A 24,421-nucleotide genomic window follows, 5' to 3' on the forward strand; every position below is an offset into this window, starting at 1 on the left:
CGAGGCGACGGCTGTGGTCAGGAGACCAGGCCGCGCCGGAAGCCGTGGGCGACCGCCTGGGCACGGTCACGGACGCCGAGCTTGCGGAACAAGCGGCGCGCGTGGGTCTTCACCGTGTCCTCGGACAGGTAGAGCTCGCGGCCGATCTGGCCGTTGCTCTTGCCCTGGCTCATCCCGCGCAGCACCTGGAGCTCCCGCTCGGTGAGCTGGACCCCCGGGTCGGAGGGCTGGCGCGGGGCCGGGACGGAGGTGCTGGCGAGCGTGTGCGCCAGCGCGGCGACCAGCTCCGGGCGCGAGGCGTCCCACCTCAGGTAGCCACGTGCCCCACCAGCGATGGCGGCCGCGATGCTTCCGGCGTCGTCAGGAGCGCCGAAAACGATCACGTTCGCCTGCGGGTGGGCGGAGACCAGGCGGCGAGTGGCTTCGACGCCCGTTGGCACAGCGCGCTGAGTGCCCACCAGGACGACGTCGACTGCCTGCCGTGAGAAGCGCGCGAGCAGCTCATCACCGTGAGCCACACAATCGATACGGCTCACACCGGGGACAGCCGACATCACGCGGGTGAGACCCTCCCGGACGCTACGCCGGTCATCACAGATCAGGACCGTCGTCACGGGAACCCCTTCCTACAGCCGAGTGACGTTCAACATCCCTATCGGACGCTGCGGGCCGAACCTTGACACGATCCGGTGCTTTATCCGTCAAGAAATTCGACCACTCCTTCGTGGCACTCCGGTCACTGGAACGGAGCAACCACGACGGTAGCCAAGGAGACCCGGGAATCAACCGCCATTGGGCAGCACCGGAACGGCCGATGACGTGGGACAATGCGCGTCGGGCCAGCTCATGCCAGTGATCCTGCTCGGCGGGCAGGGCTGTCGCCAGGACGAGGGCCGAGGGCCAGGCGAGTGGCGCAAGTCTCAGCGTCCACGTTCGGTCTACCACCTTTTGGAGCAGTGGCGCGGCCTCTGATGAGCCCAGCGTATTCAGGGCCACCCCGAGAACCAGCTCCGACTTGAGGTGGTGGCGTAACGAATCCGGGGGCGACAAAAGATGAAACCCTTTTTGAGCCTCATTCAGTGCACGCTCGGGCTCGCCCGCCGCCAGCGCCAGCTCGGCCGCCACCCAGCGCAACCTGAGCCGTCCGCGCCAGCCGAGCGGGCGGTCCCGGAAGGCTTCCTCCGCCCGGCCGTGCAGCTGCCGGGCGAGCGCGAGCCTGCCGAGGCCCAGTTCGTCGGCGGCCAGCCCGAGCCTCGCGTCCAGCTCGGCCCCCGCGGCGTCCACGTCGTCCGGGTCCGCCCGACCTGACGATCCGGCGCCGAGGATGAGCGCGAGCGCCCGCGCGTCGAGATCACGGGCCGGGCCGTGGCACCCGAGCTGGCGGTGGTGCGAGGCGAGGGTGCTCGCGGCCAACGAGGCGAACAGCGGATCGCTGCCCCGACCGTTGTGACCGTGGAGCAACGGAGCCAGTGCCGTCACGGCCGCCGCGTAGAGCCCCTGGCCGCCGAGCGCCACGCCCGCGAGCCACCGTCGCCGGGGGTCGGTGCTGCGGGCCGCCCCGTGCACGTCCGCATCAGGGTGGGCGCCGAACGCCGCGTCCCGGAGCGGGACCTCTGCCGGCTCAGACACCCGGCAGGACCGCGCGGAGGATGCGCTCGGTGCCGGAGCTCAGGTCGTCCAGGTACTGGACGTGCCGCGGCAGGTCGATCGCCGCCCAGCCCGGTCCGCCGACGAACAGCCGGGTCCGCTGCCGCGTCTTCGGCAGGGCGTCGAAGACCGAGGGGTCGGCGTTGCGCGGCAGGTGCGCCCAGAGCACGACCGCTGCGGGGGCGAGCCTGCGCGCCGCCGCGACGAGCGCGTCGATCGGCAGCGACGCGCCGAGCCTGCGCACGGAGACGCCGTTGAGCGCCAGGGAACAGGAAAGCGGGTAGAGCGGAAGGCTGTGCTGTTCTTCCGGGACGCACGCGAGCAGGACCGGGCGCGGGTTGCGCGGCGGCGGGGCCAGCGCGATCACGCGGCTGAGCGCCACGATGATCTCCTCGCTCAGCAGGCGTTCGATCTCGACGCCGACCCCGGCGTGCTCCCAGCGCTCCGCCAGCGCGCAGAGCACCGGCCGGATCACCTCGTCCCAGGTGGGCACGACCCCGTCCTCGGCGAGCGCCTTCGCGAGCACCTGCTGGATGGCGTCGGCGTCCATGGCCAGCGCCGCCCGGCTGAGCCCGCGCGCCGTGCGGCAGGCCCCCGGCAGCTTCAGCCCGCGTCCGCCCTGACGGCCCCGGGGTCCGATGCCCAGCGAGCCGCCGTCACCGCCACTGATCAACAGTGGCGGGTCGTCGTCCTCGAACTCGTAGTCCTCGGCCGCGCCGGAGCGGCCCCCGCTGACCAGCAGCTCCACTCCGACCGGGCGCGCGGCGGCCCGCTCGACGGACTGCGGCGCCGCGGGCAGCGGCACGCTCAACGCGTACCGGGCGGCGTCGGCGGGTGAGGCCCCGCGCAGCAGCGCCCGCTGCATCAGTTCCAGTCGCGCGATGTCCTTGGAGCCGTACCGGCGGTGCCTGCCGCTGGTGTGCCCGCTCGGCCCGAGGCCGTACCGGCGGTCCCACGTCCGCAGGGTCGCGGGGGCGACTCCGAGCCTGCTCGCAACGGCGGCGACGGTCAGCCGCGGCTCCTCGTGCCTGCCCGCGTGATCTTCGTCGACGAAGTCGCCGTGCCCGGCATGAAAGGCGGACCCGATGGGTACACCGCGCCCAGGCTGAGTCGTCACGACGCAAATGTTCCGGCTCCATCACCCGGTCGGCAACCCGGATCGTGCTCTCAAGGTCGTCACCAGGGGGCGCTTGGTCACCCGCAGTTGAACAAGGTATGACGCGAAAGGTTATTGAACAAGTTTTGACTCGGTTCTACGGTTGACCCAGCACCGTGCGGGAAAGACCAAGGCAGCACAACCCAGACTTTGGTGAGGAGGCGGTCGGCGATGGCGGACACTCGGCGACTTCCGGGGCCCAACGCGGACCTGTGGGACTGGCAGCTGGAAGGTTCGTGCCGCGGCATGGACAGCGCGTTCTTCTTCCACCCCGACGGTGAACGAGGACCAGCCCGCGCACGGCGCGAAGCCCGGGCGAAAGCGGTCTGCCAGCGCTGTCCCGTACTGGACATGTGCCGCAAGCACGCGCTCGCGGTGCAGGAGCCCTACGGCATCTGGGGCGGCATGTCGGAGTCGGAGCGCGAGACGATCATCAGTGCCCGCCGGCGCAAGATCGCGCTGGCGCCCACCGCCTGAAGCGGGAACGCAGCCTTCTCACCGGGCAGCAGAACAGACAGAAGAGGCCGGACGCTCGCAGCGTCCGGCCTCTTCTGTCTGTTACGACGAAACTACCGTCAGTGACGATGCCCGTGGCCGTGCCCGTGACCGGCGGCGGCCTCCGGGGCCTCCTCCTTCTTCTCCACGACGGCGCTCTCCGTGGTGAGCACCATCCTGGCGATGGAGGCGGCGTTGGCGACCGCGAAGCGGGTCACCTTCACCGGGTCGACCACGCCGTCGTCGATGAGGTCGCCGTAGGTGAGGTTCGCGGCGTTGAAGCCCTGGCCCCACTCCTGCTCGCGCACCCTGTGCACGACGACGGCGCCCTCGAGACCGGCGTTGGCCGCGATCCAGAACAGCGGGGAGGCCAGCGCCTCGCGCACGATGGCGACACCGGTCGCCTCGTCGCCCTCCAGGCCGAGGCCGTTGTCCAGCACCTTGGCCGCGTGCACCAGCGCGGAACCGCCGCCGGGCACGATGCCCTCCTCGACCGCGGCCCTGGTGGCGGCGACCGCGTCCTCGATGCGGTGCTTGCGCTCCTTGACCTCGGTCTCGGTGGCGGCACCGACCTTGATCACCGCGACGCCACCGGAGAGCTTGGCCAGCCGCTCCTGCAGCTTCTCGCGGTCCCAGTCGGAGTCGGTCTCGGCGATCTCGCGGCGGATCTGCTCGATCCGGGCGTCCACCTCGGCCTTGTCGCCGGCACCGTCGACGAAGGTGGTCGCGTCCTTGGTGACCACGACGCGGCGGACCTTGCCCAGCACGTCCAGGCCGGCCTCGGACAGCTTCAGCCCGACCTCCGGCGCGACGACCTTGCCGCCGGTGACGATGGCCAGGTCGTCCAGGAACGCCTTGCGGCGGTCGCCGAAGAACGGCGCCTTCACCGCGACGACGCGCAGGGTCTTGCGCACGGCGTTGACCACCAGGGTGGACAGCGCCTCGCCCTCGACGTCCTCGGCGACGATCAGCAGCGGCTTGCCCGCCTCGACGACCTTCTCCAGCACGGGGAGCAGGTCGGCGATCGCACTGATCTTGTCGCGGTGCAGCAGGACGAAGGCGTCCTCCAGCACGGCCTCCTGCGACTCGGCGTCGGTGACGAAGTGCGCCGAGATGAAGCCCTTGTCGAAGTCCAGACCCTCGGTGATGTCCAGCTCGGTGGTCAGCGTCGAGGACTCCTCGATGGTGATGACACCGTTCTCGCCGACCTTCTCCATGGCCTCGCCGAGCAGCGCGCCGATCGTCTCGTCCCGCGAGGAGACGGTGCCGACCTGCGCGATGTTGTCGCGGCCCTTCACCGGGGTGGCCTTGGCCTTGAGGGCCTCCACGACGGCGTCCGCCGCGGCCTCGATGCCCTTGCCCAGCGCGGTGGGGTTCGCGCCTGCGGCCACGTTGCGCAGGCCGACCCTGACCATGGCCTGGGCCAGCACGGTCGCGGTGGTGGTGCCGTCACCGGCGACGTCGTTGGTCTTGGTGGCGACGGTCTTGGCCAGCTGCGCGCCGAGGTTCTCGAACGCGTCGTCCAGCTCGACCTCGCGGGCGATGGTCACGCCGTCGTTGGTGACGGTCGGGCCACCGAACTTCTTGTCCAGCACGACGTGCCGACCGCGCGGACCGAGCGTCACCTTGACGACGTCGGCCAGCTGGTTGACACCCCGTTCGAGGGCGCGGCGGGCGTCCTCGTCGAAGCTGATCTGCTTGGGCATGTACCCGTCTCTCTCTTGCTTGTGACACGAGAACGCCCCGACAGCCCCTGGGGGCCGCCGGGGCGGTTACGCCTTAGTGCTGCGTCACTTCTCGATGACGGCCAGCACGTCGCGAGCCGAGAGGATCAGGTACTCCTCGCCGTTGTACTTGACCTCGGTGCCGCCGTACTTGGAGTAGATGACGGTGTCACCCACCTTGACGTCCAGCGGGACGCGGTTGCCCTTGTCGTCGATGCGACCGGGGCCCACGGCGAGGACAGCACCCTCCTGGGGCTTCTCCTTGGCGGTGTCGGGGATGACGATGCCAGAAGCCGTCGTCGTCTCCGCCTCGCTCGCCTGGACGACGATCTTGTCCTCAAGCGGCTTGATGTTCACCTTGACGTTCACGCTCGTCACGGTGTGACCTCCACGGGTCTTGTAAGCGTTGGCAGGTACCGACGGCACCTGCCACCCCGCCGTCGCGGGTGCCGGGGCAGGTCGGCGCCGTGCGACTAGCACTCTACCCATGAGAGTGCCAACGCTCAACGCAGGGCGGCAAAGACGGTGTCCGCACTGGTCAGGACGATGGGTTCCGGTGTCGCCCGAACAGTCCGGGTGTCGTTCTGGCCTCCGGCGCCCCGGCGCGGTGGGATTCGGCCATGCGAGAGATCTCCCGGCGCTCCGCTCTCCTCGGCGGCGTCACCGCCCTCGGCGCGGTCACCCTCGGCGGCGGGGCCACCGCCGCCCCCGCGAACCCGTTCACCCTCGGTGTCGCCTCGGGCGATCCGTCCCCCGACGGCGTGGTCCTGTGGACCCGGCTCGCCACCGCCCCGCTCGCCGAGGACGGCATGGGCGGGATGGGCACCCGCGCGGTCGAGGTCGAGTGGGAACTGGCCGACGACGAGCGCTTCACCAGGATCGTCCGGCGCGGGGCCGAGACCGCCGTCCCCGAGCTCGGGCACAGCGTGCACGTGGAGCTCGACGGGCTGCGTCCGGGACGCCGCTACTTCTACCGATTCCGCGCCAACGGGCACCTCTCCCCCGCCGGGCGGACGAGGACCGCACCGGCGGCGCGATCCCTCACCTCGCCGCTGACCATGTGCTTCGCGTCCTGCGCCCAGTACGAACACGGCTACTTCACGGCGTACCGGCACCTGGCCGAGGAGTCACCGGACCTGGTCCTGCACCTGGGCGACTACCAGTACGAGTACGCGCCCAACGTCTACGTGGCGCCGGGCGGGAACGTGCGGCACCACGTCGGCCCGGAGACCACGACGCTGGCGAACTACCGGCAGCGCTACGCCCAGTACAAGACCGACCTCGACCTCCAGGCGGCGCACGCGGCCGCGCCGTGGGTGGTGGTGCTCGACGACCACGAGGTGGAGAACAACTGGGCGAACCTCGTCCCGGAGCACCCTGATCCCGGCTTCGCACAGCGGCGGAAGGCGGCCTTCCAGGCCTACTACGAGAACATGCCGTTGCGCCGCTCCTCGCTGCCGACCGGGCCGGAGCTGCGGCTGTACCGCCGCATCGGCTGGGGCGGACTGGCCACCTTCCACATGCTCGACACCAGGCAGTACCGCGACGACCAGGCATGCGGCGACGGCAAGAAGACCTGCCCCGAGCGGTTCAACCCGAAGCGGACGATCACCGGCGCGGCGCAGGAGGCATGGCTGCTGGACGGGTTCCGCTCGTCGCGGGCGCGGTGGGACGTGCTCGGCCAGCAGGTGTTCTTCTCGCAGCTGGACCTCAAGCCCGGCGAGGGCGAGAAGAACGACATGGACGCCTGGGACGGCTACGCGGCCAACCGGGACCGGATCGTGGACGGGTGGACGTCGGCGGGGGTGCGCAACGCGGTCGTGCTGACCGGTGACGTGCACGCCGCGTGGGCGGGCAACGTGCACAAGCGGTGGAACGACCCCGAGTCGCCCTCGGTCGGGGTCGAGCTGGTGACGACCTCGATCAGCAGCGGTGGAGACGGTTCGGAAACGCGCGCGGACACCGAGGCGGTGTTGAAGGAGAACCCGCACATCCGGTTCTTCAACAACCGCCGTGGTTATGTGCGCACGAAGTTCACCCCGCACGAGGTCCTGGTGGACTACCGCGCCGTGCAGAAAGTGTCCACTCCCGGTGAGCCGGTGCGGACCAAGGCGTCGTTCCGCATCGTCGATCGGGTACCCCACATTTCCCCTCGCAGTTAGCCGATCGCCAGCGGGTTCCGCGGAGCTTCACGCGCGTGAAATACGGAAATAATTTCGGGGGCGGCGGCAGCAAGTTCTGCCCCGCTCCGTGTCCCGGCAGCTCGAAGTCCACGGGTTCCCCGGCGGCACGCTGAGCATCGACGCCGACGCGGTCAACGGCAGCGCTGTGTCACCGAATTCTGGGTCAACGAGCCGCCTCGTTCCCCGGTCTGCCATAACATGCCGTCCGGGAAAATCCGGGTAACGACAACAGAGGCCATGTGTGAACTCATACGACTACAGCGTGGGTGCCCGATGGCGAGAACAGGAAAGCCCTTCGCGGCAGCCGCGCTCGCGGTCGGAATCGCGTTCATGACGACACCCGCTGCGAGCGCGGGCGGCTATTCCAAGCGTTGTCCAGCTGAATCCGTCTGCCGTGTCGAGGGGCACGACTTCCCCGGCGGCACGCTCAGCATCGACGCCGACGCCATCGGCGGGCCCAACACGCGCGTGCGGATTCGGTACAAGGGCGACCACGCTCAGCGGTGCGTCGCCGAGTTCTGGGTGAACGACCCACCGCGCTCCTGGGTCTGCCACAACACGCACCCGGGGCACTACCGCGTGATCGTCGACGCGCCCGAGCGGCACGACGCGCTCGTTGTCGGGGCCCGCTGGTGAGCGTTCACCGAGAGGAGAGGCGATGAAGCTCGCGAGAACCCTTGCGACGGCCGCCCTCGCGCTGGGCATGGTCTTCGTCACCGTGCCCAGCGCGAGCGCCGGGGGCAAGAGCAGGACCTGCAACTCCACGGAGTACTGCGTTCTCAGCGGTAGCGGTTTCCCCGGCTACACGGGTCACGTGGACATCGACGCCATCGGCGGCGAGCACAACGCGCTCGTGCACTGGGTCTTCAAGACCGATCTCCGGCGGTGCGAGGGCGACGTCCGGATCGGCGACCCCGCCAGCTCGTGGACCTGCAAGAACATGTCGGCGCCCCACCCCGGCAACTACACCGTCATCGTGACGAGCGCCTACCGGTACGACCGGGTGAAGGTCGGGCTCCGCTGGTGAGCGCTCAGCTGCCGTAGACCAGCGGCAGCGACGTGTCCGCGGCGAGGGTGGCGGGCGAGGGCTTGGCCCCGCTCGCCACCACGTGCGCGCCCAGCGCCGCGATCATCGCGCCGTTGTCGGTGCACAGCCTCGGGCGCGGGATCCGCAGCGTGATGCCCGCCTCCGCGCAACGCTCCCTGGCCAGTGCACCGAGCCGCGAGTTGGCCGCGACACCGCCGGAGATGACCATGGTGTCCACGTCGTGCTCGCGGGCGGCGCGGATCGCCTTGGCGGTGAGCACGTCGGCCACCGCCTCCTGGAAGCTCGCCGCGACATCGGCGAGCGGGAGCTCGGCCCCGGTCGCCTCGTGCTTCTCCACCCACCGCGCGACGGCGGTCTTCAAGCCGGAGAAGGAGAAGTCGAACGGCGCGTCCCGCTGGCCGGTCAGCCCGCGCGGGAAGGCGATCGCGTGCGGGTTGCCCTGCTTGGCCAGCTTGTCGATGGGCGGGCCGCCCGGGTAGGGCAGGCCGAGGATCCTGGCGACCTTGTCGTAGGCCTCGCCCGCCGCGTCGTCGATGGTGGCGCCGATCTCGGTGATCTTCTCGGTCAGGCCCTCCACCAGCAGCAGCTGGCTGTGCCCGCCGGAGACCAGCAGGGCGAGGCAGCGCTGGGGCAGCGGGCCGTGCTCGATGGTGTCGGCGGCGACGTGGCCGGCGAGGTGGTTGACGCCGTAGAGCGGCTTGCCGGACGCGGTCGCGTACGCCTTCGCCGCGGCGACCCCGACCATCAGCGCCCCGGCCAGCCCGGGGCCCGCGGTCACCGCGATCGCGTCCACAGTGGACAGTTCGAGCTTCGCGGCGTCCAGCGCCCTGCGCATGGTCGGCGCCATCGCCTGCAGGTGGGCGCGACTGGCGATCTCGGGCACCACACCGCCGAAGCGGGCGTGCTCCTCGACGCTGGAGGCCACCTCGTCGGCGAGCAGGTCCAGCGTGCCGTCGGCGTTGCGGCGGACGATGCCGACACCGGTCTCGTCGCAGGAGGTCTCGATCCCGAGCACGATCATGACGTCTTCTTCCCCTCGCGCTCGGTCAACGACGGACGCCTCATGGTGTGGGCGTCCGCGCCCGAGGGCTGGTAGTAGCGCTTGCGGAGGCCGACGACCTCGAAGTCGTGCGCGGCGTAGAGCCCCTTCGCCGACTCGTTGTCCGTGCGGACCTCCAGGAAGGTCACGGCGTCGACGGCGTCGGCCCTGGCGAGCAGTTCGCGCAGCAGTGCCTTGCCGATGCCCTCGCCCTGCCGCTTGGCGTCCACGGCGATCGTGTGCACCTCGGCCTCGGCGTTGGGCGGCGCCCCGATCACCGCGAGCCCCGCGTAGCCGACCAGGTGCTCGTCCTCGTCGAAGGCGCCGATGTAGAAGTGCCCCGCGTCGATCTCGCTGACGAACATCCGCGCCGTCCACGGGTCCTCCCCGGCGAACAGCTCCCGCTCCAGCTCGGCGCAGCGCGGCACGTCCTTGCGCAACAGCGTGCCAAGCCGCACGGTCATGCCTGGCTCACCCGCTTCCGCGCGCCCGGCTCGACGGCGTCGGGCTGGCGCAGGTACAGCGGGGTCAGCGGCGCGGGCTCGGCACCGGAACGCAGTTCGTGGGCGGCCGCGCCGACGAGGCCCCCGGGCGTCGGGTACGTCGTGGGCAGCACAGTCAGGCCGAACAGCTCGGCGTGCTGCTGCGCGACGGGGCCGGACACCTCGGTCACGCCGATGTCCTCCAGCTCGTCGGCCAGCTTCGCCGCCAACGCCTCCGGCTTGTCCACGTGCGGACCCGCCACGCGCCAGCCCTGGTCGCAGTACACCGACCAGTAGACCTCGCGGCGGCGCGCGTCGGTGACCACGAGCAGCGAAGTCCGGAACGGCGTCGCGTACGCGATCGCGTCCAAAGTGGACACCGGGTGGACCGGGATGCCCAGCGCCTGGCCGAGCGCGGCTCCGGTGACCATGCCGACGCGCAGGCCGGTGAAGGGGCCGGGACCGGAGCCGCAGACGATCGCGTCGAGCTGGTCCAGCCGGACACCGGCCTCGTCCAGCGCGGCGGTGACGTGCGGCGTGAGCAGTTCGGTGTGCGCTCGCGGGTCGACGGTCACCCGCTCGGCGAGCAGCTCCGGCGGGGCGTCACCGTCGAGGGCGACCACACCGGCCGTGACGGCGGGGGTTGCGGTGTCCAACGCGAGCACGAGCACGGCTGACGAGTCTACGACCGTGCTGGTCAGGCGCTGAGGGCGGCCACCACGCGGGGGAGGCCGGTGAGGGAGACCTCGCGGACGTCGTCGGGGCGGCGGTCGATGCGGACCAGCAGGTGGTCCTCGGCCAGGCGCTCCGCGAAGCCCTCGCCCCACTCGATCACCACGACCGCGTCCTCGAGGTCGGTGTCCAGGTCGAGGTCGTCCAGCTCCAGGGCGTCGCCGCCGAGCCGGTAGGCGTCCACGTGCACCAGGGTCGCGCGGTCACCGGGGTGCACGCGGGAGATGACGAAGGTCGGCGAGCTGACCCGCCCCCGCACGCCCAGCCCCTCGGCGATGCCCTTGACCAGCACCGTCTTCCCGGCTCCGAGCGGACCGGAGAGCAGGACCAGGTCACCGCGGCCGAGCAGCGCGCCCAACCGCCTGCCCAGGGCCATGGTGTCCTCCGGCTCCGCCAGCTCCGCCGTCCAGACCGCCGTGTTCACGCCCGCTTCCACCAGCGCTTCCTCTTCCCACTTCGACCTACACACCTGCCGAACAGCTCCGCGAGGTGTTCGTTGACCAGCGCGGGCTGCTCCAGCATCAAAACGTGTCCCGCGCCCTCGGCCAGCACCAGCTCCGCGTCGGGCAGCTCGGCCGCGATCACCTCGGAGTGCGAGTACGGCGTCAACCGGTCCGCATCCGCACCGATCACCAGCACGTGCGTGTGCCGGAGGCCCGCGAGCGCGGAGACCCGGTTGTGCGTGCCCAGTGTCTCCAGGAACTCCGTCAGCACCTGCACCGAGGTCGTCGCGATCATGTCGTCGACCAGGTCGACCAGCGCCGGGCTGACCTTGCGGTCACCGAAGGCCAGCCGGCGGATCAGGCTCCAGACGATCTGCCCGCCGACCCCTCGGACCCGCTCCACCACCCCCGGTGACCAGCTGGCCAGCCTGCCGATGCCGAGGGTGACCGGGTTGTGCCGGGACAGCACCGGCCGCGGCAGCCCGGAGCGGCCGATCTCCCCGGCCGAGGTGCCGATGAAGGCCACGCCCGCGACCCGGTCGCGGAACAGCTCCGGCCGCTGCTCGGCCAGGGCCATGATCGTCATACCGCCCATCGAGTGCCCGACCAGCACCATCTGGCCTTTCGGCACCATCGACCGCAGCACGGCGTCGAGGTCGTGGCCGAGCTGGTCGATCGTGGAGGTCTCCGGCAGGCCGCGGCCGGACCTGCCGTGGCTGCGCTGGTCGTAGATCACCAGCCGCACCCGGGGATCGGTCAGCTGGGGCAGGTCGCGCCGCTGGAAGTGCCAGGTCCTGCGGTCCAGCGCGAAGCCGTGCACCAGCACCACGGTCAGCTCGGGTTTGCCGCCGTCGGCCGGGTTGACCTCCTCGACGTAGATCGGCACGCCGTCGTCGGCGGCCACCGTCGAGGTGCGGTCCGGCTTGAGCACGCCGAGCGGCTCGTCGGCGTAGCGGTCGAGGAGCGCCGCACCCTCGCGGCGGTGCTTGATCTGGGAGCTCTTGGCCGCCGCGCCCACCGCGGTACCGGCGACGGCCGCGCCGAGGAGGCCACCGGCGACCCCGACGGCTTTCCAGATGCGGCTCATGCTCCTCCGACCGCAACGACCGTTCTCGTGACGCGGGGGCGGGTCATGCCGGTGACGATCTCGTAGTGGATCGTGCCCAGCGTCTCGGCCCACTCCGTCGCGGTCGGTTCGCCCCTGGTGCCGGGGCCGAACAGCACGACCTCCTCGCCCTCGCGGACCTCGTCGTCGCCGCAGTCGACCATGATCTGGTCCATGCAGACCCGGCCGACCACGGGCCGTCGCCTGCCGCCGAGGAGGACCTCCATCCGCCCGGACAGCGCGCGCGGCACGCCGTCCGCGTACCCGGCGGGGACCAGGGCGATCGTGGTCTCGCGCGGAGCGGTCCAGGTCAGCCCGTAGGACACGCCGTCGCCCTCGGCGATGCGCTTGGTCAGCGCGACGCGGGCGCGGAAGGTCATGGCTGGGCGCAGCTCGTCCCCGCCGAAGCCGGGCGGCATCGGGTTCAGCCCGTACATCGCGATACCGGTGCGGACCAGCTCGAAGTGCAGGTCCGGGCGGCTGAGCACGGCCGCGGAGTTGGCGATGTGCCGGATCGGCCGCAGGCCCGCGTCCACGGCGATCGCGTGCGCCTCGGTCAGCCGCTTCGCCTGGGCGTCGATCGAGGGGTGGCCCGGCTCGTCCGCGCAGGCCAGGTGCGACCACACGCCGACGACCTGCACCCCGCCGGTGCACTGGGCCGCCGCGGCCGCCCTGACCAGGTCGGGCCAGTCCTGCGGGGCGCAGCCGTTGCGGGAGAGCCCGGTGTCGATCTTGAGGTGGATCCGCGCCGTCGCCCCGGTCCGGTGCACCGCGTCGAGCACGCCGTCGAGCGCGGCCGGCGAGGAGACCGACAGGTCGATCCCGGCGCTGACCGCCTCCGCGAAGTCCTCGTCCGGCACGTGCAGCCACGAGAAGATCGGCGCGGTGATGCCGCCCGCGCGCAGCGCGAGGGCTTCGTCGAGGTGGCAGACGCCGACCCAGGAGGCGCCCGCCTCCAGCGCGGTTCTGGCCACGTGCAGCGCACCGTGGCCGTAACCGTCGGCCTTCACGACCGCCATCGTCTGTGCGCCGGAGGCCGCGGCGAGGCCGCTGAGCAGGGCGATGTTGTGCCGGAGGGCGTCGGTGTCGACGAGCACCTCGGCACGCGGCAGGTGCGGGTTCTGAGCAGCCATAACGCCGTTCATGGTGACACAGACGCCGCGGCTGCCCGTAGGACGCGGATCGCGTTCGGCACTTCGCTCAGCAACGAGCCCGCCGGGATCGGCGCCCCGTCCGCCGCCAGCTCTCCGGCCAGCTCGTGCGCGGCCGCCGCGCAGCCCGCCGCCAGCCACGGGTCCAAGCCTGCTGCCAGCAACGATCCGATCAGCCCGGACAGCACGTCGCCGGAACCGGCCGTCGCCGCCCACGAGGAGCGCGCCGGGTTGACCAGAACACGGCCGTCCGGCGCGGCGACCACCGTGCTGTGCCCCTTGAGCAGGACCACCACGTCGTGGCGCCGGGCCGCCCGCAGGGCCGCGGCCACCCGGTCGTCGCCGACCTCCCCGGCGAGCCTGGCGAACTCGCGGTCGTGCGGGGTGATCACCATCGGCGTGCCGGGTTCGCGCAGGTCCCACAGGTCCTTGTGGTTGGCGAGCAGGGTGATCGCGTCCGCGTCCGCGCACACCGCCACCCCCGCTTCGAGGACCTGGGTCAGCACGTCCCTGCCACCCGGCCCGGTGCCCATGCCCGGACCGATCACCCACGCCTGCACGCGGCCGGTGTCGCCGATCGAGCCCGTGGCGACCACCTCCGGCCAGCGCGCGCGGATCGGGTCGGCGGCCGGGCCGGTGTAGCGGACCATGCCCGAGGTCGCCAGCGTCGCGGCTCCGGCGGCCAGCACCGCGGCCCCCGGGTACGTCGCCGAGCCCGCGGCCACCCCGGTCACGCCCTGCGTGTACTTGTCGTCGCTCGGCCCCGGCACCGGCCACAGCCGTCCCACGTCGGCGGGTTCGAGCACCGTGATGTCCGGCTCGCCCAGCTCCGGGCCGAGGCCGATGTCCACCAGGTGCACTTCACCGCTGCGCTTCGCGCCTTCGCCGAGCACGTGCAGCGGCTTGTGGCAGCCGAAGGTGACGGTCGCCGTCGCGGTCACCGCCGGGCCGTTCACCACGCCGGTGTCCGGCTCGACACCGCTGGGCAGATCGACGGCGAGCACGGGCGCGGTGATCAACTCGACCAGCTCGGCGGCGGCCGGCCGCAAGGGACCGCGCGCGGACAGGCCCACGATGCCGTCGATCACCAGGTCAGCGCGTCGAACGGCGTCGTGCCCCTCGGTGGTCACCCGCCCGCCCGCTTTCCGCAGTGCGGCAAGGCCTTCGGGATGCGCGCGGTCCGGAGCCAGCAGCACGGCGGTGACCGCCACGCCCCGCCTGCGCAGGAACGCGCCCGCCCACAACGCGTCCCCGCCGTTGTTTCCCGCACCGACGAGAAGCGTGACGCGACGGCCGACGACACCCGGGTCGAGCATGCGCAGCGCGACCGTGGCGAGGCCGAACGCCGCCTTGCGCATCAGCGAGCCGTCCGGGACCCGCGCCAGCAGGCGGTTCTCCGCCTCGCGCACGTGGTCGGTGGTCCACACGCCCTTCACGCTCAGTTCCTCCCGGATCGCTCGGCGACCACGAACGCGGCCGCGATGTCGGCGTCGTGCGTCAGCGAGACGTGCCAGGACCCGACACCGGCCGCCTCCGCGGCGTCGGCGAGCACTCCGGTCAGCCGCACGGAGGGCCGGTTGTCCGGCGCCGCAACGACTTCGCACTCCAGCAACTGGTAGCCGTGCGGAGCGCCGAGCGCCTTCACCACGGCTTCCTTCGCCGCGAACCGGACGGCCAGCGAGGACGGACGCCGCAGTTCTCCCTTGCGGGTACGGCGTTCCGCCTCGGTGAACAGCCGGTCGAGCATGCGCGGGGTCCGTTCGAGCAGCCGCTCGAAGCGCCGCACCCCGACGATGTCGGTGCCTATGCCCACGATCACGCTGCACAGGCTCCCACGGTCAGCCCCTCTCGACAGCCAGGAAGTTGTGCAGTTCAGCCACCAAGGCGTCCTTCTCCGCCCCCGCCTCGACCACGGTGGCCACCGACGCCGACCACTCCCCCGTCTCCGACGTCCGCCACGGTCGCAGCGTCCACTCCAGCTCGATGTGCCCGCCCACGGTCCACCTGGCCACCACCGCGATATCGCGATCGGCGCTGCGCCAACGCTTCTCGCCCTCCCAGCCGCGGTAGTCCAGACCGCCGAGGAAGCAGGACAACCCCATTCCGTCGGCCAGGTTCGTGGCGCCCTCCAGGCGCGCGAGCAGTCCCGGCGCGGCGATCTCCACCAGGAAGAACAACCGCCCGTCGTCCTGGTCCTCGGCGAGGTGCCGCTCCGCGAAACGCAGCCGCCCCAACCGCACTTCGGTGTCGTCCATGCAGCGCATCGCGACCTCGCGGTGCTGCCACTGGTGCTCGCACCTCACACCGCTCACTCGACGGTCACCGACTTCGCCAGGTTGCGCGGCTTGTCGACGTCGTAGCCGCGCGCCTTGGCCACCTCGGCGGCGAAGACCTGCAGCGGGATCGTGGACACCAGCGGCTGGAGCAACGTGGGCACCGCGGGCACCTCGATGAGGTGGTCGGCGAACGGCCGCACGGTCTCGTCGCCCTCCTCGGCGATCACGATCGTGCGCGCGCCGCGGGCCTTGATCTCCTGGATGTTGGAGACCAGCTTCGAGTGCAGCACCGCGCGCCCCCTCGGCGACGGCACGACGACCACCACCGGCAGGCCCTCCTCGATCAGCGCGATCGGGCCGTGCTTGAGCTCGCCCGCCGCGAATCCCTCGGCGTGCATGTACGCCAGTTCCTTGAGCTTCAGCGCGCCCTCCAAGGCCACGGGGTAGCCCACGTGGCGGCCGAGGAACAGCACCGCCTTCGAGTCGGCCAGCTCGCGCGCCAGCGCCCGCACACTGTCCGAAGTGGACAGAACGCGCTCCACCGCCGCGGTCATCGCCTCCAGCTCGTGGAACTCGCGCGCCACCTCGTCCGGGTACTTCGTGCCACGGGCCTGCGCGAGAGCGAGCCCCACCAGGTAGTTCGCCGCGATCTGAGCCAGGAACGCCTTGGTGGATGCGACCCCGATCTCCGGCCCGGCGTGGGTGTAGAGCACCGCGTCGGACTCGCGGGGGATCTGCGCGCCGTTGGTGTTGCAGACCGCGAGGACCCTGGCCTTCTGGTCTCGCGCGTGCCGGACCGCCTCCAGGGTGTCGGCCGTCTCGCCGGACTGGGAGACGGCCACGACCAGGGTGTCCCGGTCCAGCACGGGGTCGCGGTAGCGGAACTCGCTGGCCAGCTCGACCTCGACGGGCAGCCGCGTCCAGTGCTCGATCGCGTACTTGGCGACCAGGCCGGAGTGGTAGGCCGAACCGCACGCCACCACGAAGACCTTGTCCACGTCACGCAGGTCCTGGTCGGACAGGCGCTGCTCGTCCAGCACGACGCGGCCGTCCCGGAAGTGCCCGCGCAGCGTGTTGGCCAGCGCCTCCGGCTGCTCCTCGATCTCCTTGAGCATGAAGTACTCGTGGCCGCCCTTCTCGGCGGCGGCGAGGTCCCAGTTCACGTGGAAGGGCTTCACGGCCACGGCCTCTCCGTGGAAGTCGGTGACCTCGTAGCCGTCCCGGCGCAGCACGACGACCTGGTCCTGGCCCAGTTCGACGGCGTCCTTGGTGTACTCGATGAACGCGGCGACGTCGGAGGCCAGGAAGTTCTCGTTCTCGCCGACTCCCAGCACCAGCGGCGAGGAACGGCGCGCGGCGATGATCTGGTCCGGATGGTCGGCATGCGTGACGACCAGGGTGAACGCGCCCTCGAGCCGACGACAGACCGCGCGCACTGCGGCAGCCAGGTCCTCGCCGTCGAAGGCTCGGGCGATCAGGTGCGCGGCGCACTCGGAGTCGGTGTCGCTGGCCGGTTCGACCCCGTCGGCCTCCAGCTCGGCGCGCAGCTGCGCGAAGTTCTCGATGATCCCGTTGTGCACCACCGCGAGCCGCCCCGAGGCGTCCCGATGCGGGTGGGCGTTGCGGTCGTTGGGCGCTCCGTGCGTCGCCCAGCGGGTGTGCCCCATGCCCGCCGTGCCGGTGAAGCGGGCGCTACCGGCCTCGTCGAGCAGCTTCTCCAGGTTCACCAGCGGTCCGGCCTTGCGCTCGGTCGCCAGGTCCCCCGCCCCGTTGAGCACCGCGACGCCCGCCGAGTCGTAGCCGCGGTACTCCAGCCTGCGAAGGCCGTTCAGGACCACGTCCAGGGCGGGGCGGTGGCCCACGTATCCCACGATTCCACACACGCGGCACAGGCTATGGCGTCACGTGGACGTTGTCGGATTGGTCTGGACACGCCTGCCATCGCAGCTCGCGGGCCGATCCACTAACGTCTCGACTCATGGCACTCACCGCCAAGCAGGCGTTCAAGGAGCTCTCTCGCCCCGGCCCGCACCGGGTGATGCGAGGGGACCTGGCGCTGGTGGGGCTCCCCGGCGCGGTGCTCACCCCGGAGTCCGGCAAGGGGCTTCCGGCGGTGGTGTTCGGCCACGGCTGGCTCCAGCCGATCAAGCGCTACCACGGCTTCATGCGGCACCTGGCGTCCTGGGGCTTCGTCGTCGCCGCGCCCGCGACGCAGACGGGCCCGCTGCCCTCGCACCGGTTGTTCACCGCGGACATGCGCACCGCGCTGGACGTCTGCACCTCCGTGCGCCTCGGCGAGGGCCGGATCAGCGTGAACCCGGAGCAGCTCGGGATGTCGGGGCACTCGCTCGGCGGCGGCTGCGCGGTGCTCGCGGCGGCCGAGGACGAACGGGTCCGCGCGGTCGGCACCATGGGGCTCTCCGAGACCCGGCCGTCCGCGATCGACGCCGCGCGCGAGTGCACCATGCCCGCGCTGCACCTCTCCGGCGACGAGGACCTGATCTCCCCGCCGATCGGCCACGCGGAGCCCGTCACCCAGGCGTGGGCCGGCCCCGTGCAGCTGCGCGGCATCGACAAGGCGACCCACCTCGGCTTCACCGAGAACTGGCAGTGGACCGACCTGCTGCTCGACGGCAAACCGCAGAGCAAGACGCAGAAGATCTCGCGCATCCTGCTGACCGCGTTCTTCCTGCGCGTGCTCACCGGCAACCGCGAGTACAGCGCGTTGCTGGAAGAGGAGATCAAGGGCTGCTCGATCGACTACACCCGCGGCCCCGCAGTGCCCAGCCTGGCCTGATTCCCTTTCAGCGCAACCACGTCTGCGTCGAGAAGTCCTCGTCGTCGTCCACCGGCCGCGGTCTGCTCGGCGGCGGCCAGCCGGTGTCCCTGCGGTCCTGGATGCGCTCGACCACCCTGCTCACGTGCTCGGTGATCTCCTTCGCCGCACGCTCGGCCTCTGCCAACGCGTCATCGCGGTGCTTGGTCACCAGCTCCATCCGCTCGGCGTGCTCGCGCATGACCAGGTCCAGCTGCCGTTGAGCCCCCGCGACGTCGCTCATCGCCCGCTCTCCTCGTCGTCAAGACCGCCCAGCACCCGCGCCACCCTGCTGAGGGCTTCGTTGTCCTCTTCGACGACGTAGCCCTCGGTGCGCCAGTTGTTGCCGCTGCGCTCGTGATCAGCACCGCCGCCGCTCTGGGCCGCGGGCGGCATCATCATCCCGCTGCCCATCGGTGGCGCGGCCGGAGCTCGTTGCCCCTCACTGGGAACCGAGCCGAGTCCGGCTTCGCCCGGCTGCGGGCCCTGCGGGCGCTCCGCGACCTCCTCGACGGGTCCGGAACCGCTCGCCAGTTCGACCTGTCCCTGGGTGAAGTCGAGGTCATAGGTCGCAGGCTTCCCGTCCGCGCCCGGCACCGTCACACGGATGTGCCCCGCGTCCCCCGGCACGCGCTCGGCGAGGATCGTGCGATCCCCGTCGCGGATCGTCGCCTTGCCGTTCTCGTCCGCCTTGGTGACCGGATTCTCTTGCGGCACAACTGGTCCCGGCTGGACGCCGCCGGGAGATACGTTGCCCGGCTGCACCGGGATGCCACCGGGCTGCGGCATCGGCTTGACCTCAGGCCCGGTCGGTCCGAAGTCCACCTCGTAGCTCTTCGGCTTGCCGTCCGGGCCCTCGACCGTGATCGTCACGTGGCCGTCCCGGGTCGGACTGGTCACGGAGATCTTGCGCCCCGCATCCTCGAAGGTCACCGACTCGCGCGGCTGGTTCCCGCCCGGCACAGGCGTTCCCGGCAGCCCTGAGGTCTCCGTCCCGCCTCCCGGCGTCTCGATCGGCGGCGTGACCGGCGGCAGGTTCGGCGGCGTGATGGGCGGAGGCGCTGCGATCGGCGGGATCCTGCCGCCACCACCGCCTCCACCACCGCCGATCGCGCCACCCCCACCGCCGCCGCCGATCGGCGGCTTGTCGCCACCACCGCCGGGCGGCGTCCCGCTGATCAGCTCCTTGAAGGGGTTGTCGTTGACCTGGTTGAGGTGGTCCGTCAGCACCTTCCAGAGCTTGTCGACCGTGGTGCGGGTCTCGTCGCACATCTGCTTGAAGTCCTCGAACTGCTTCCGGAACGCTTGGCAGAAGTTGTGCGCCCACTTCACCGCTGCGGCTTCCACCAGTCGCCGAGTTTCGTCATTGACCGCGCAGTGGTCGCTCTCAGCCTGCTTCGCCACCTCACCGCCCAGCAACGCCGCGGCACGGCGAACGTCGGCATCCCAGCGGCCATTGGCCATCTGCATGATCAACAGGCCTTCCGGGACCGTGCGGTCGGGCAGCCGATCGCACTGCAGGCCGAGAGCGAACTCGGCCTTGGACCGGCACGCCTGCGCCACCTTCGTGGACGTGCTGCGGATCAGTTCCGCCGATCCGCGCATCGCGTCTGTCAGGTGGCCGACCTCCACGCGGAACCGATCGGAGAAGACTCGCGACCGATCCGCTGCCTTACCGCTCCAGTGCCCATAGAGACCTGACAAGCTGCTCGACGACTTGCTCGCGGACGCCTCGACTGCGGACTTGGCGCCCAGCAATGCCTGAGCGTGCCCTTCGAGCTGGGCGAACTGGATGTCCCGCTGCTGGTCGTAAAGCTTGGTCGCCGCGTCGAACGGATCGGCGAGCAGCGAGAACTTGCGACAGTGTTCGGGCGCGGCGGCGTAGACCTGGCCGAACTTCCGGAACATCTCAAGTCCGGGCTTGCCGGCGTCCAGGATCTCGTCGGAGTTCTCCGGTGCCCGGCCCCGTTTGAGGTCTTCCAGCTTCTCCTTGCCCTTGCGCACAACCGCACGGTGCTCCGCAGCCTCGCTCAACCGCTGGTGGGCTTCCTCCAGCTCCCGCGGGAACGCATCGACAGTGGTGGAGGCAGCGCGGTCTTTGACAGTGACCTTCAACTCCTCGAGGTACTTCTTGATCTGAGGGTCGAGGGTGGCCTTGACGTCGACACGCCAGTAGGCGACGAGGAGCTGGTGCTTCTCCTCACGGGACAACTCGGCATTACCGAGGAGGCCAAGGAGCTGTTCTCGGGTTGGTCTGGCCATCACTTGCCCCCGACCGTGCGGGTGTTGTTGTTCTCCACCCACTGGTAGCCGCCCTTGGTCTTCTCCAGACGTCCGGCGAAGTCGTTGGTGGCGGTGGCGAAGCTGTTCGCAGCGGTGACCAGTCTGCGCAGGCCTTCCTGGTACTTCGTGGCCGCGTCGACGTGCGCCGAGCCGAGCTTGGCGCCCCCGTTGACCGCGCCCTCGAGGTCCTTGATCTTCGGACCGGCCTCACCGGCCGCGGCGCGCAGAGCGCCGGCGACTCGTGCCATCTCGTCGGTGTTGGTGCCGAAACCCACCTGGTCGTCCCCCTCGCATGTCCTGCGAACCGCAGCGAGGCTATCGAGGGGCTCCCCCGCCCACGCGTGCCTCCACCGCGATCCACCCCATGGTGGACCAGCGGAGACGCGCGCGTCCGACGAACAGGGGAAGTGTTCAGCGAATGCCGGAAACGACCCCGGCGAGGCGCTTGGCGGCGGCGTCGGCGGCGTCCTGGCTGGGGGCCTCGACCATCACGCGGACCAGCTGTTCGGTGCCGGAGGGGCGCAGCAGCACCCGGCCGGAGCCGGCCAGCTCGGCCTCGACGGCGGCCACGGCCTCGGCGACCGACTGGGACGCGGCCACCCTGGCCTTGTCGCTGACCTTGACGTTGACCAGGACCTGCGGCAGGCGGCGCATCACCCCGGCCAGCTCGGCCAGCGGGCGGCCGGTGGAGACCACGCGGGCCATCAGGCGCAGCGCCGTCAGCAGACCGTCGCCGGTGGTGGCGTGAGTGGGCAACACCACATGCCCGGACTGCTCGCCGCCGAGGGAGTAGCCGCCGGAGCGCAGCTCCTCCAGCACGTAGCGGTCCCCGACCGAGGTCGTGCGCACGTTCACGCCGTGGTCGCGCATGGCCAGGTGCAGGCCGAGGTTGCTCATCACGGTGGCCACGAGGGTGTCGTCGGCGAGCTCGCCGCCCTCCTTCATGGCCAGCGCGAGCACCGCGAGGATCTGGTCCCCGTCGATCTCGGCGCCGGTGTGGTCGACGGCCAGGCAGCGGTCGGCGTCACCGTCGTGCGCGATGCCCAGGTCGGCACCGTGCTCACGGACCGCGGTGCGCAGCACGTCGAGGTGGGTGGAGCCGCACCCGTCGTTGATGTTGACACCGTCCGGCTCCGCGTGGATCGCGATCACCTCGGCGCCCGCGCGGCGGTAGGCCTCGGGGGCAGCGGCGGAGGCGGCGCCGTTCGCGCAGTCCACGACCACGCGCAGGCCTTCGAGGGGCTGCGGGGTGGCGAGCAGCAGGTGGTCGACGTAGCGCTGGACGGCGTTGTCGACGTCCCGGACCCGGCCGATGGCGCCCCCGGTGGGCCGCCCCTGGCCCGTGCCCTCGGCGATCAGCCGCTCGATCTCGTCCTCCACGGCGTCCGGCAGCTTGTGGCCGTCACCGGAGAACAGCTTGATCCCGTTGTCCGGCATCGGGTTGTGCGACGCCGAGATCATCACGCCCAGCCCGGCGCCGAGGTCGCTGACCAGGTGCGCCACCGCCGGGGTGGGCACGACACCCGCGCGCAGCACGTCGACGCCCGCCGAGGCGAGACCGGCAGCGACGGCCGCCTCCAGCATCTCGCCGCTGGCCCTCGGGTCCCGGCCGACCACCGCGACGGGCCGGTCGGAGCCGGTGCGCTCGCCGAGCACCCGGGCGGCCGCCACCGCGACGGACATGGCGAGCTCGGGCGTGAGGTCGGAGTTGGCGAGACCGCGCACACCATCGGTGCCGAAGAGGCGAGCCATGTCGAGAAGTCCTCCGTGTGACGGGCCCGGTCGAGGGCCGGACGCAACTACGGGAGCAGACATCCGTAAGACGGACATCTGCTCCCGTAGGTTGTCTTGCGAGGTAAGGCCAGGCAGGAGCGCCGGTGGACCTAGCGCTTGCTGTACTGCGGAGCCTTACGGGCCTTCTTGAGACCGTACTTCTTCCGCTCCTTGGCCCGCGGGTCACGGGTGAGGAAGCCGGCCTTCTTCAGCGCCGGGCGGTCGTCGGCGTCCAGCGAGACCAGGGCGCGGGCGATCGCCAGGCGAAGCGCACCGGCCTGGCCGGAGACGCCGCCACCGCTCAGGGTGCCGAACACGTCGAACTTGTCCAGCTTGTCCGTGGTGGTGAACGGGTCCCGGATCAGCTGCTGGTGCACCTTGTTCGGGAAGTAGGCGTCGATGTCCTTGCCGTTGAGCAGGAACTTGCCGGTGCCGGGCACCAGGCGGACGCGCACGATGGCCTGCTTGCGGCGGCCGACGGTCTGGATCAGGCGACCGGTGCCGAGCGGCGCGGTGACGTCGGCGGCCGGGGCGACCTCGTCAGAGGTGGCCTCGGCCTCGGCGACGACCTCGGTGGCGGCCTCGTCGGCAGCGACCTCGGCGGCAACGGTCTCGTCGACGGCGGGAGTGGTCTCGTCAGCGGGAGTGGTCACGCGGTTTTCCTCTGAGTTCTGGTTGTCCGACACCGGCTGGGTCACTGGCTGACCTTGGGGAGCTCGAACGTCTGCGGCTGCTGGGCCGCGTGCGGGTGGGCCGGACCGGCGTACACCTTGAGCTTCTTGCCCATGGCGTTGCCGAGCTTGTTCTTCGGCAGCATCCCCTTGATGGCCTTCTCGACCAGCTTGGTGGGGTACTTGTCCAGCATCTCGCCGAACGAGCGCTTCTTGAGGCCGCCCGGGTGGCCACTGTGCCGGTAGACGAACTCCTGGTCGCGCTTGTTGCCGGTCAGCGCGACCTTCTCGGCGTTGATGACGACGACGAAGTCACCGGTGTCGATGTGCGGCGCGTAGGTCGGCTTGTGCTTCCCCCGCAGCAGGGTGGCGGCGTGGGTCGCGAGGCGGCCGAGCACCAAGTCCTGGGCGTCGATGACATGCCAGGCTCGCTTCACCTCGCTGGGCTTCGGGCTGTACGTGCGCACGGATCTACCTCGTCGTCACTCGCGTCTTGGGTGGCGTTGGGGCGGCAGAGTCCGGCACCTGCGGGAAACTCCCGCTTGCGCGGGGAGAACTCAGGGCGCGAAAACGCGCGGCCGACTTGGCGCCGCACGATATACCGCTTCAACAGCGATCGAGGTTACCTGCCGTCGTGCGGCAGGGTCAAAACGGCCCCCGGTGACGAGCGCCATGTCCGCCATCATGCCAGGTCGGGGGCCTGCCGGACACACGCGAAGGCCCCCGGCCGTCCCGCCGGGGGCCTTCGCGCACGTCAGGCGGCGCCCGCCGTCACCAGAGGTCGGCGGCCTTGCGCTCCCCGTCCTGGTAGTTCTCGTTGGCGTGGCCGAGCGCGACGCCGACCTTGGCCAGGATCTCCTGCAGGGCCTTCGCGGCCTCGTCCCACTCGCGCTGCGCCCGCTTGTAGTTGTCCGCGGCCGCACCGGTCCACGTCGCGGCCAGCGGCGCGAGGTCGGACTTCAGCTCACCGAGCTGCGTGCGCACCTTGGTCGCGGCGGCGGCGATGTTGCCCTGCGCCTCGGACAGCGATCCGAACTGAACCTTGATGTCCATGGTCGTCACAGTCCTTCCAGGCCGGCGCGGATGCTGGACATGCCCTCGGTGGCCTGCTGCTCACGGCGGATGTAGGACTTGCCGGACTGGCCGAGCTGGTCGGAGATCACCCCGAGCGCGTTGTTCAGCTTCAGCGTCTGCTCGCCCCAGCTGCGCATCAGCGTCTGGAAGGCCTTGGAGGCCTCGCCCTTCCACTGGCCCTGGAGCGGTTCCAGCTGCCCCCTGAGGCTGTTGAGCTGGCCGACCAGCTGGTCCCGCACTCTTGCGACGTCGACGGAGGCCTTGCCCATCGCCTCCGCATTGACCTCGTACTGAGTCATCGAACGACTCCCCCTTCGATCGGTG

General features: G+C 71.0%; 28 protein-coding genes. 5 read left to right on the top strand and 23 right to left on the bottom strand.

All coding sequences use genetic code 11. The features are described from left to right. Window positions 1–17: 17 nt before the first annotated feature. From BLT28_RS25005 to BLT28_RS25015, 3 genes are read right to left on the bottom strand one after another with little or no spacing between them, the layout of a single operon-like run. On the bottom strand, window positions 18–614 hold the full coding sequence (locus BLT28_RS25005) for a response regulator transcription factor (RefSeq protein WP_030427454.1): 597 nt from the start codon (window positions 612–614) through the stop codon (window positions 18–20). Beyond that, the gene (locus BLT28_RS25010; protein WP_052406890.1) at window positions 592–1,629 is read right to left on the bottom strand and encodes a hypothetical protein; all 1,038 of its coding nucleotides are present in this window, start codon (window positions 1,627–1,629) and stop codon (window positions 592–594) included. Before BLT28_RS25010 ends, BLT28_RS25005 begins: the two co-directional genes overlap by 23 nt. Then, window positions 1,622–2,659: a MerR family transcriptional regulator gene (locus tag BLT28_RS25015; RefSeq protein ID WP_156050589.1), complete on the bottom strand. Its 1,038-nt coding sequence runs from the start codon at window positions 2,657–2,659 to the stop codon at window positions 1,622–1,624. Before BLT28_RS25015 ends, BLT28_RS25010 begins: the two co-directional genes overlap by 8 nt. 315 nt (window positions 2,660–2,974) lie before the next feature. On the opposite strand from BLT28_RS25015, the gene BLT28_RS25020 reads away from it, so the two are divergent. Continuing rightward, complete coding sequence (locus BLT28_RS25020) at window positions 2,975–3,280, top strand: WhiB family transcriptional regulator (protein ID WP_030427451.1); 306 nt, start codon at window positions 2,975–2,977, stop codon at window positions 3,278–3,280. A gap of 98 nt (window positions 3,281–3,378) precedes the next feature. On the opposite strand, the gene groL is transcribed toward BLT28_RS25020, so the two are convergent. After that, complete coding sequence (gene groL, locus BLT28_RS25025; protein WP_030427450.1) at window positions 3,379–5,004, bottom strand: chaperonin GroEL; 1,626 nt, start codon at window positions 5,002–5,004, stop codon at window positions 3,379–3,381. A gap of 84 nt (window positions 5,005–5,088) precedes the next feature. Further along, the gene (groES, locus tag BLT28_RS25030) at window positions 5,089–5,391 is read right to left on the bottom strand and encodes a co-chaperone GroES (RefSeq protein WP_043810358.1); all 303 of its coding nucleotides are present in this window, start codon (window positions 5,389–5,391) and stop codon (window positions 5,089–5,091) included. A 251-nt stretch (window positions 5,392–5,642) separates the two neighbouring features. On the opposite strand from groES, the gene BLT28_RS25035 reads away from it, so the two are divergent. From BLT28_RS25035 to BLT28_RS25045, 3 genes are all read left to right on the top strand, one after another. Continuing rightward, the gene (locus BLT28_RS25035) at window positions 5,643–7,184 is read left to right on the top strand and encodes an alkaline phosphatase D family protein (RefSeq protein WP_030427448.1); all 1,542 of its coding nucleotides are present in this window, start codon (window positions 5,643–5,645) and stop codon (window positions 7,182–7,184) included. A gap of 294 nt (window positions 7,185–7,478) precedes the next feature. Continuing rightward, window positions 7,479–7,841, top strand: a complete 363-nt coding sequence (locus BLT28_RS25040) for a hypothetical protein (protein ID WP_030427447.1) — start codon at window positions 7,479–7,481, stop codon at window positions 7,839–7,841. Between the two features lie 22 nt (window positions 7,842–7,863). Next, complete coding sequence (locus BLT28_RS25045; protein ID WP_030427446.1) at window positions 7,864–8,232, top strand: hypothetical protein; 369 nt, start codon at window positions 7,864–7,866, stop codon at window positions 8,230–8,232. Between the two features lie 4 nt (window positions 8,233–8,236). Here BLT28_RS25045 and tsaD read toward each other — a convergent pair whose 3' ends face one another. From tsaD to glmS, 10 genes are read right to left on the bottom strand one after another with little or no spacing between them, the layout of a single operon-like run. After that, window positions 8,237–9,274 (bottom strand): tRNA (adenosine(37)-N6)-threonylcarbamoyltransferase complex transferase subunit TsaD, encoded by a 1,038-nt coding sequence (gene tsaD, locus BLT28_RS25050; protein WP_030427445.1) that lies wholly within the window; start codon window positions 9,272–9,274, stop codon window positions 8,237–8,239. After that, a complete protein-coding gene (gene rimI, locus BLT28_RS25055; RefSeq protein ID WP_043810355.1) occupies window positions 9,271–9,750 on the bottom strand; it encodes a ribosomal protein S18-alanine N-acetyltransferase in 480 nt (159 codons plus the stop codon). Before rimI ends, tsaD begins: the two co-directional genes overlap by 4 nt. Before the next feature lie 2 nt (window positions 9,751–9,752). Then, window positions 9,753–10,445 (bottom strand): tRNA (adenosine(37)-N6)-threonylcarbamoyltransferase complex dimerization subunit type 1 TsaB, encoded by a 693-nt coding sequence (tsaB, locus tag BLT28_RS25060; RefSeq protein ID WP_030427443.1) that lies wholly within the window; start codon window positions 10,443–10,445, stop codon window positions 9,753–9,755. A gap of 26 nt (window positions 10,446–10,471) precedes the next feature. Further along, window positions 10,472–10,930, bottom strand: a complete 459-nt coding sequence (gene tsaE / locus BLT28_RS25065; RefSeq protein WP_269459604.1) for a tRNA (adenosine(37)-N6)-threonylcarbamoyltransferase complex ATPase subunit type 1 TsaE — start codon at window positions 10,928–10,930, stop codon at window positions 10,472–10,474. Then, window positions 10,927–12,036, bottom strand: a complete 1,110-nt coding sequence (locus BLT28_RS25070) for an alpha/beta fold hydrolase (RefSeq protein WP_030427441.1) — start codon at window positions 12,034–12,036, stop codon at window positions 10,927–10,929. The genes tsaE and BLT28_RS25070 overlap by 4 nt, the downstream gene beginning before the upstream one ends. Then, on the bottom strand, window positions 12,033–13,187 hold the full coding sequence (alr, locus tag BLT28_RS25075) for an alanine racemase (RefSeq protein WP_030427440.1): 1,155 nt from the start codon (window positions 13,185–13,187) through the stop codon (window positions 12,033–12,035). The genes BLT28_RS25070 and alr overlap by 4 nt, the downstream gene beginning before the upstream one ends. A gap of 8 nt (window positions 13,188–13,195) precedes the next feature. Continuing rightward, window positions 13,196–14,641 (bottom strand): NAD(P)H-hydrate dehydratase, encoded by a 1,446-nt coding sequence (locus tag BLT28_RS25080; protein WP_030427439.1) that lies wholly within the window; start codon window positions 14,639–14,641, stop codon window positions 13,196–13,198. Between the two features lie 2 nt (window positions 14,642–14,643). Beyond that, a complete protein-coding gene (locus tag BLT28_RS25085) occupies window positions 14,644–15,024 on the bottom strand; it encodes a holo-ACP synthase (RefSeq protein ID WP_030427438.1) in 381 nt (126 codons plus the stop codon). A 19-nt stretch (window positions 15,025–15,043) separates the two neighbouring features. Next, window positions 15,044–15,508, bottom strand: a complete 465-nt coding sequence (locus BLT28_RS25090; protein ID WP_043810351.1) for a DUF6228 family protein — start codon at window positions 15,506–15,508, stop codon at window positions 15,044–15,046. A gap of 5 nt (window positions 15,509–15,513) precedes the next feature. Further along, window positions 15,514–17,364: a glutamine--fructose-6-phosphate transaminase (isomerizing) gene (gene glmS / locus BLT28_RS25095; RefSeq protein WP_030427436.1), complete on the bottom strand. Its 1,851-nt coding sequence runs from the start codon at window positions 17,362–17,364 to the stop codon at window positions 15,514–15,516. Between the two features lie 95 nt (window positions 17,365–17,459). Here glmS and BLT28_RS25100 point away from each other — a divergent pair, with 95 nt between their 5' ends. Next, window positions 17,460–18,278 (top strand): dienelactone hydrolase family protein, encoded by an 819-nt coding sequence (locus BLT28_RS25100; RefSeq protein WP_043810236.1) that lies wholly within the window; start codon window positions 17,460–17,462, stop codon window positions 18,276–18,278. A 7-nt stretch (window positions 18,279–18,285) separates the two neighbouring features. Here the strand turns inward: BLT28_RS25100 and BLT28_RS25105 are convergent, their stop codons facing one another. The 8 genes from BLT28_RS25105 to BLT28_RS25140 all read right to left on the bottom strand — a co-directional run bounded on the left by BLT28_RS25105 (window position 18,286) and on the right by BLT28_RS25140 (window position 24,396). Continuing rightward, window positions 18,286–18,540: a hypothetical protein gene (locus BLT28_RS25105; protein WP_030427434.1), complete on the bottom strand. Its 255-nt coding sequence runs from the start codon at window positions 18,538–18,540 to the stop codon at window positions 18,286–18,288. Further along, on the bottom strand, window positions 18,537–20,507 hold the full coding sequence (locus tag BLT28_RS25110) for a hypothetical protein (protein WP_030427433.1): 1,971 nt from the start codon (window positions 20,505–20,507) through the stop codon (window positions 18,537–18,539). Before BLT28_RS25110 ends, BLT28_RS25105 begins: the two co-directional genes overlap by 4 nt. A 50-nt stretch (window positions 20,508–20,557) precedes the next feature. Further along, window positions 20,558–20,854 (bottom strand): WXG100 family type VII secretion target, encoded by a 297-nt coding sequence (locus tag BLT28_RS25115; RefSeq protein ID WP_030427432.1) that lies wholly within the window; start codon window positions 20,852–20,854, stop codon window positions 20,558–20,560. 136 nt (window positions 20,855–20,990) lie between these two features. Next, on the bottom strand, window positions 20,991–22,331 hold the full coding sequence (glmM, locus tag BLT28_RS25120) for a phosphoglucosamine mutase (protein WP_030427431.1): 1,341 nt from the start codon (window positions 22,329–22,331) through the stop codon (window positions 20,991–20,993). Window positions 22,332–22,462: 131 nt separating this feature from the next. Further along, a complete protein-coding gene (gene rpsI / locus BLT28_RS25125) occupies window positions 22,463–23,005 on the bottom strand; it encodes a 30S ribosomal protein S9 (RefSeq protein ID WP_030427430.1) in 543 nt (180 codons plus the stop codon). A 41-nt stretch (window positions 23,006–23,046) separates the two neighbouring features. Next, window positions 23,047–23,490 carry a 50S ribosomal protein L13 gene (gene rplM, locus BLT28_RS25130; RefSeq protein ID WP_030427429.1) on the bottom strand — a complete coding sequence of 148 codons (444 nt, stop codon included), beginning with the start codon at window positions 23,488–23,490 and terminating at the stop codon, window positions 23,047–23,049. A gap of 304 nt (window positions 23,491–23,794) precedes the next feature. Continuing rightward, the gene (locus BLT28_RS25135) at window positions 23,795–24,076 is read right to left on the bottom strand and encodes a WXG100 family type VII secretion target (RefSeq protein WP_030427428.1); all 282 of its coding nucleotides are present in this window, start codon (window positions 24,074–24,076) and stop codon (window positions 23,795–23,797) included. Window positions 24,077–24,081: 5 nt separating this feature from the next. Then, window positions 24,082–24,396, bottom strand: a complete 315-nt coding sequence (locus tag BLT28_RS25140; protein ID WP_052406888.1) for a WXG100 family type VII secretion target — start codon at window positions 24,394–24,396, stop codon at window positions 24,082–24,084. Window positions 24,397–24,421 lie beyond the last annotated feature (25 nt).

The organism is Allokutzneria albata (genome assembly GCF_900103775.1).
Taxonomy (GTDB): Bacteria; Actinomycetota; Actinomycetes; order Mycobacteriales; family Pseudonocardiaceae; genus Allokutzneria; species Allokutzneria albata.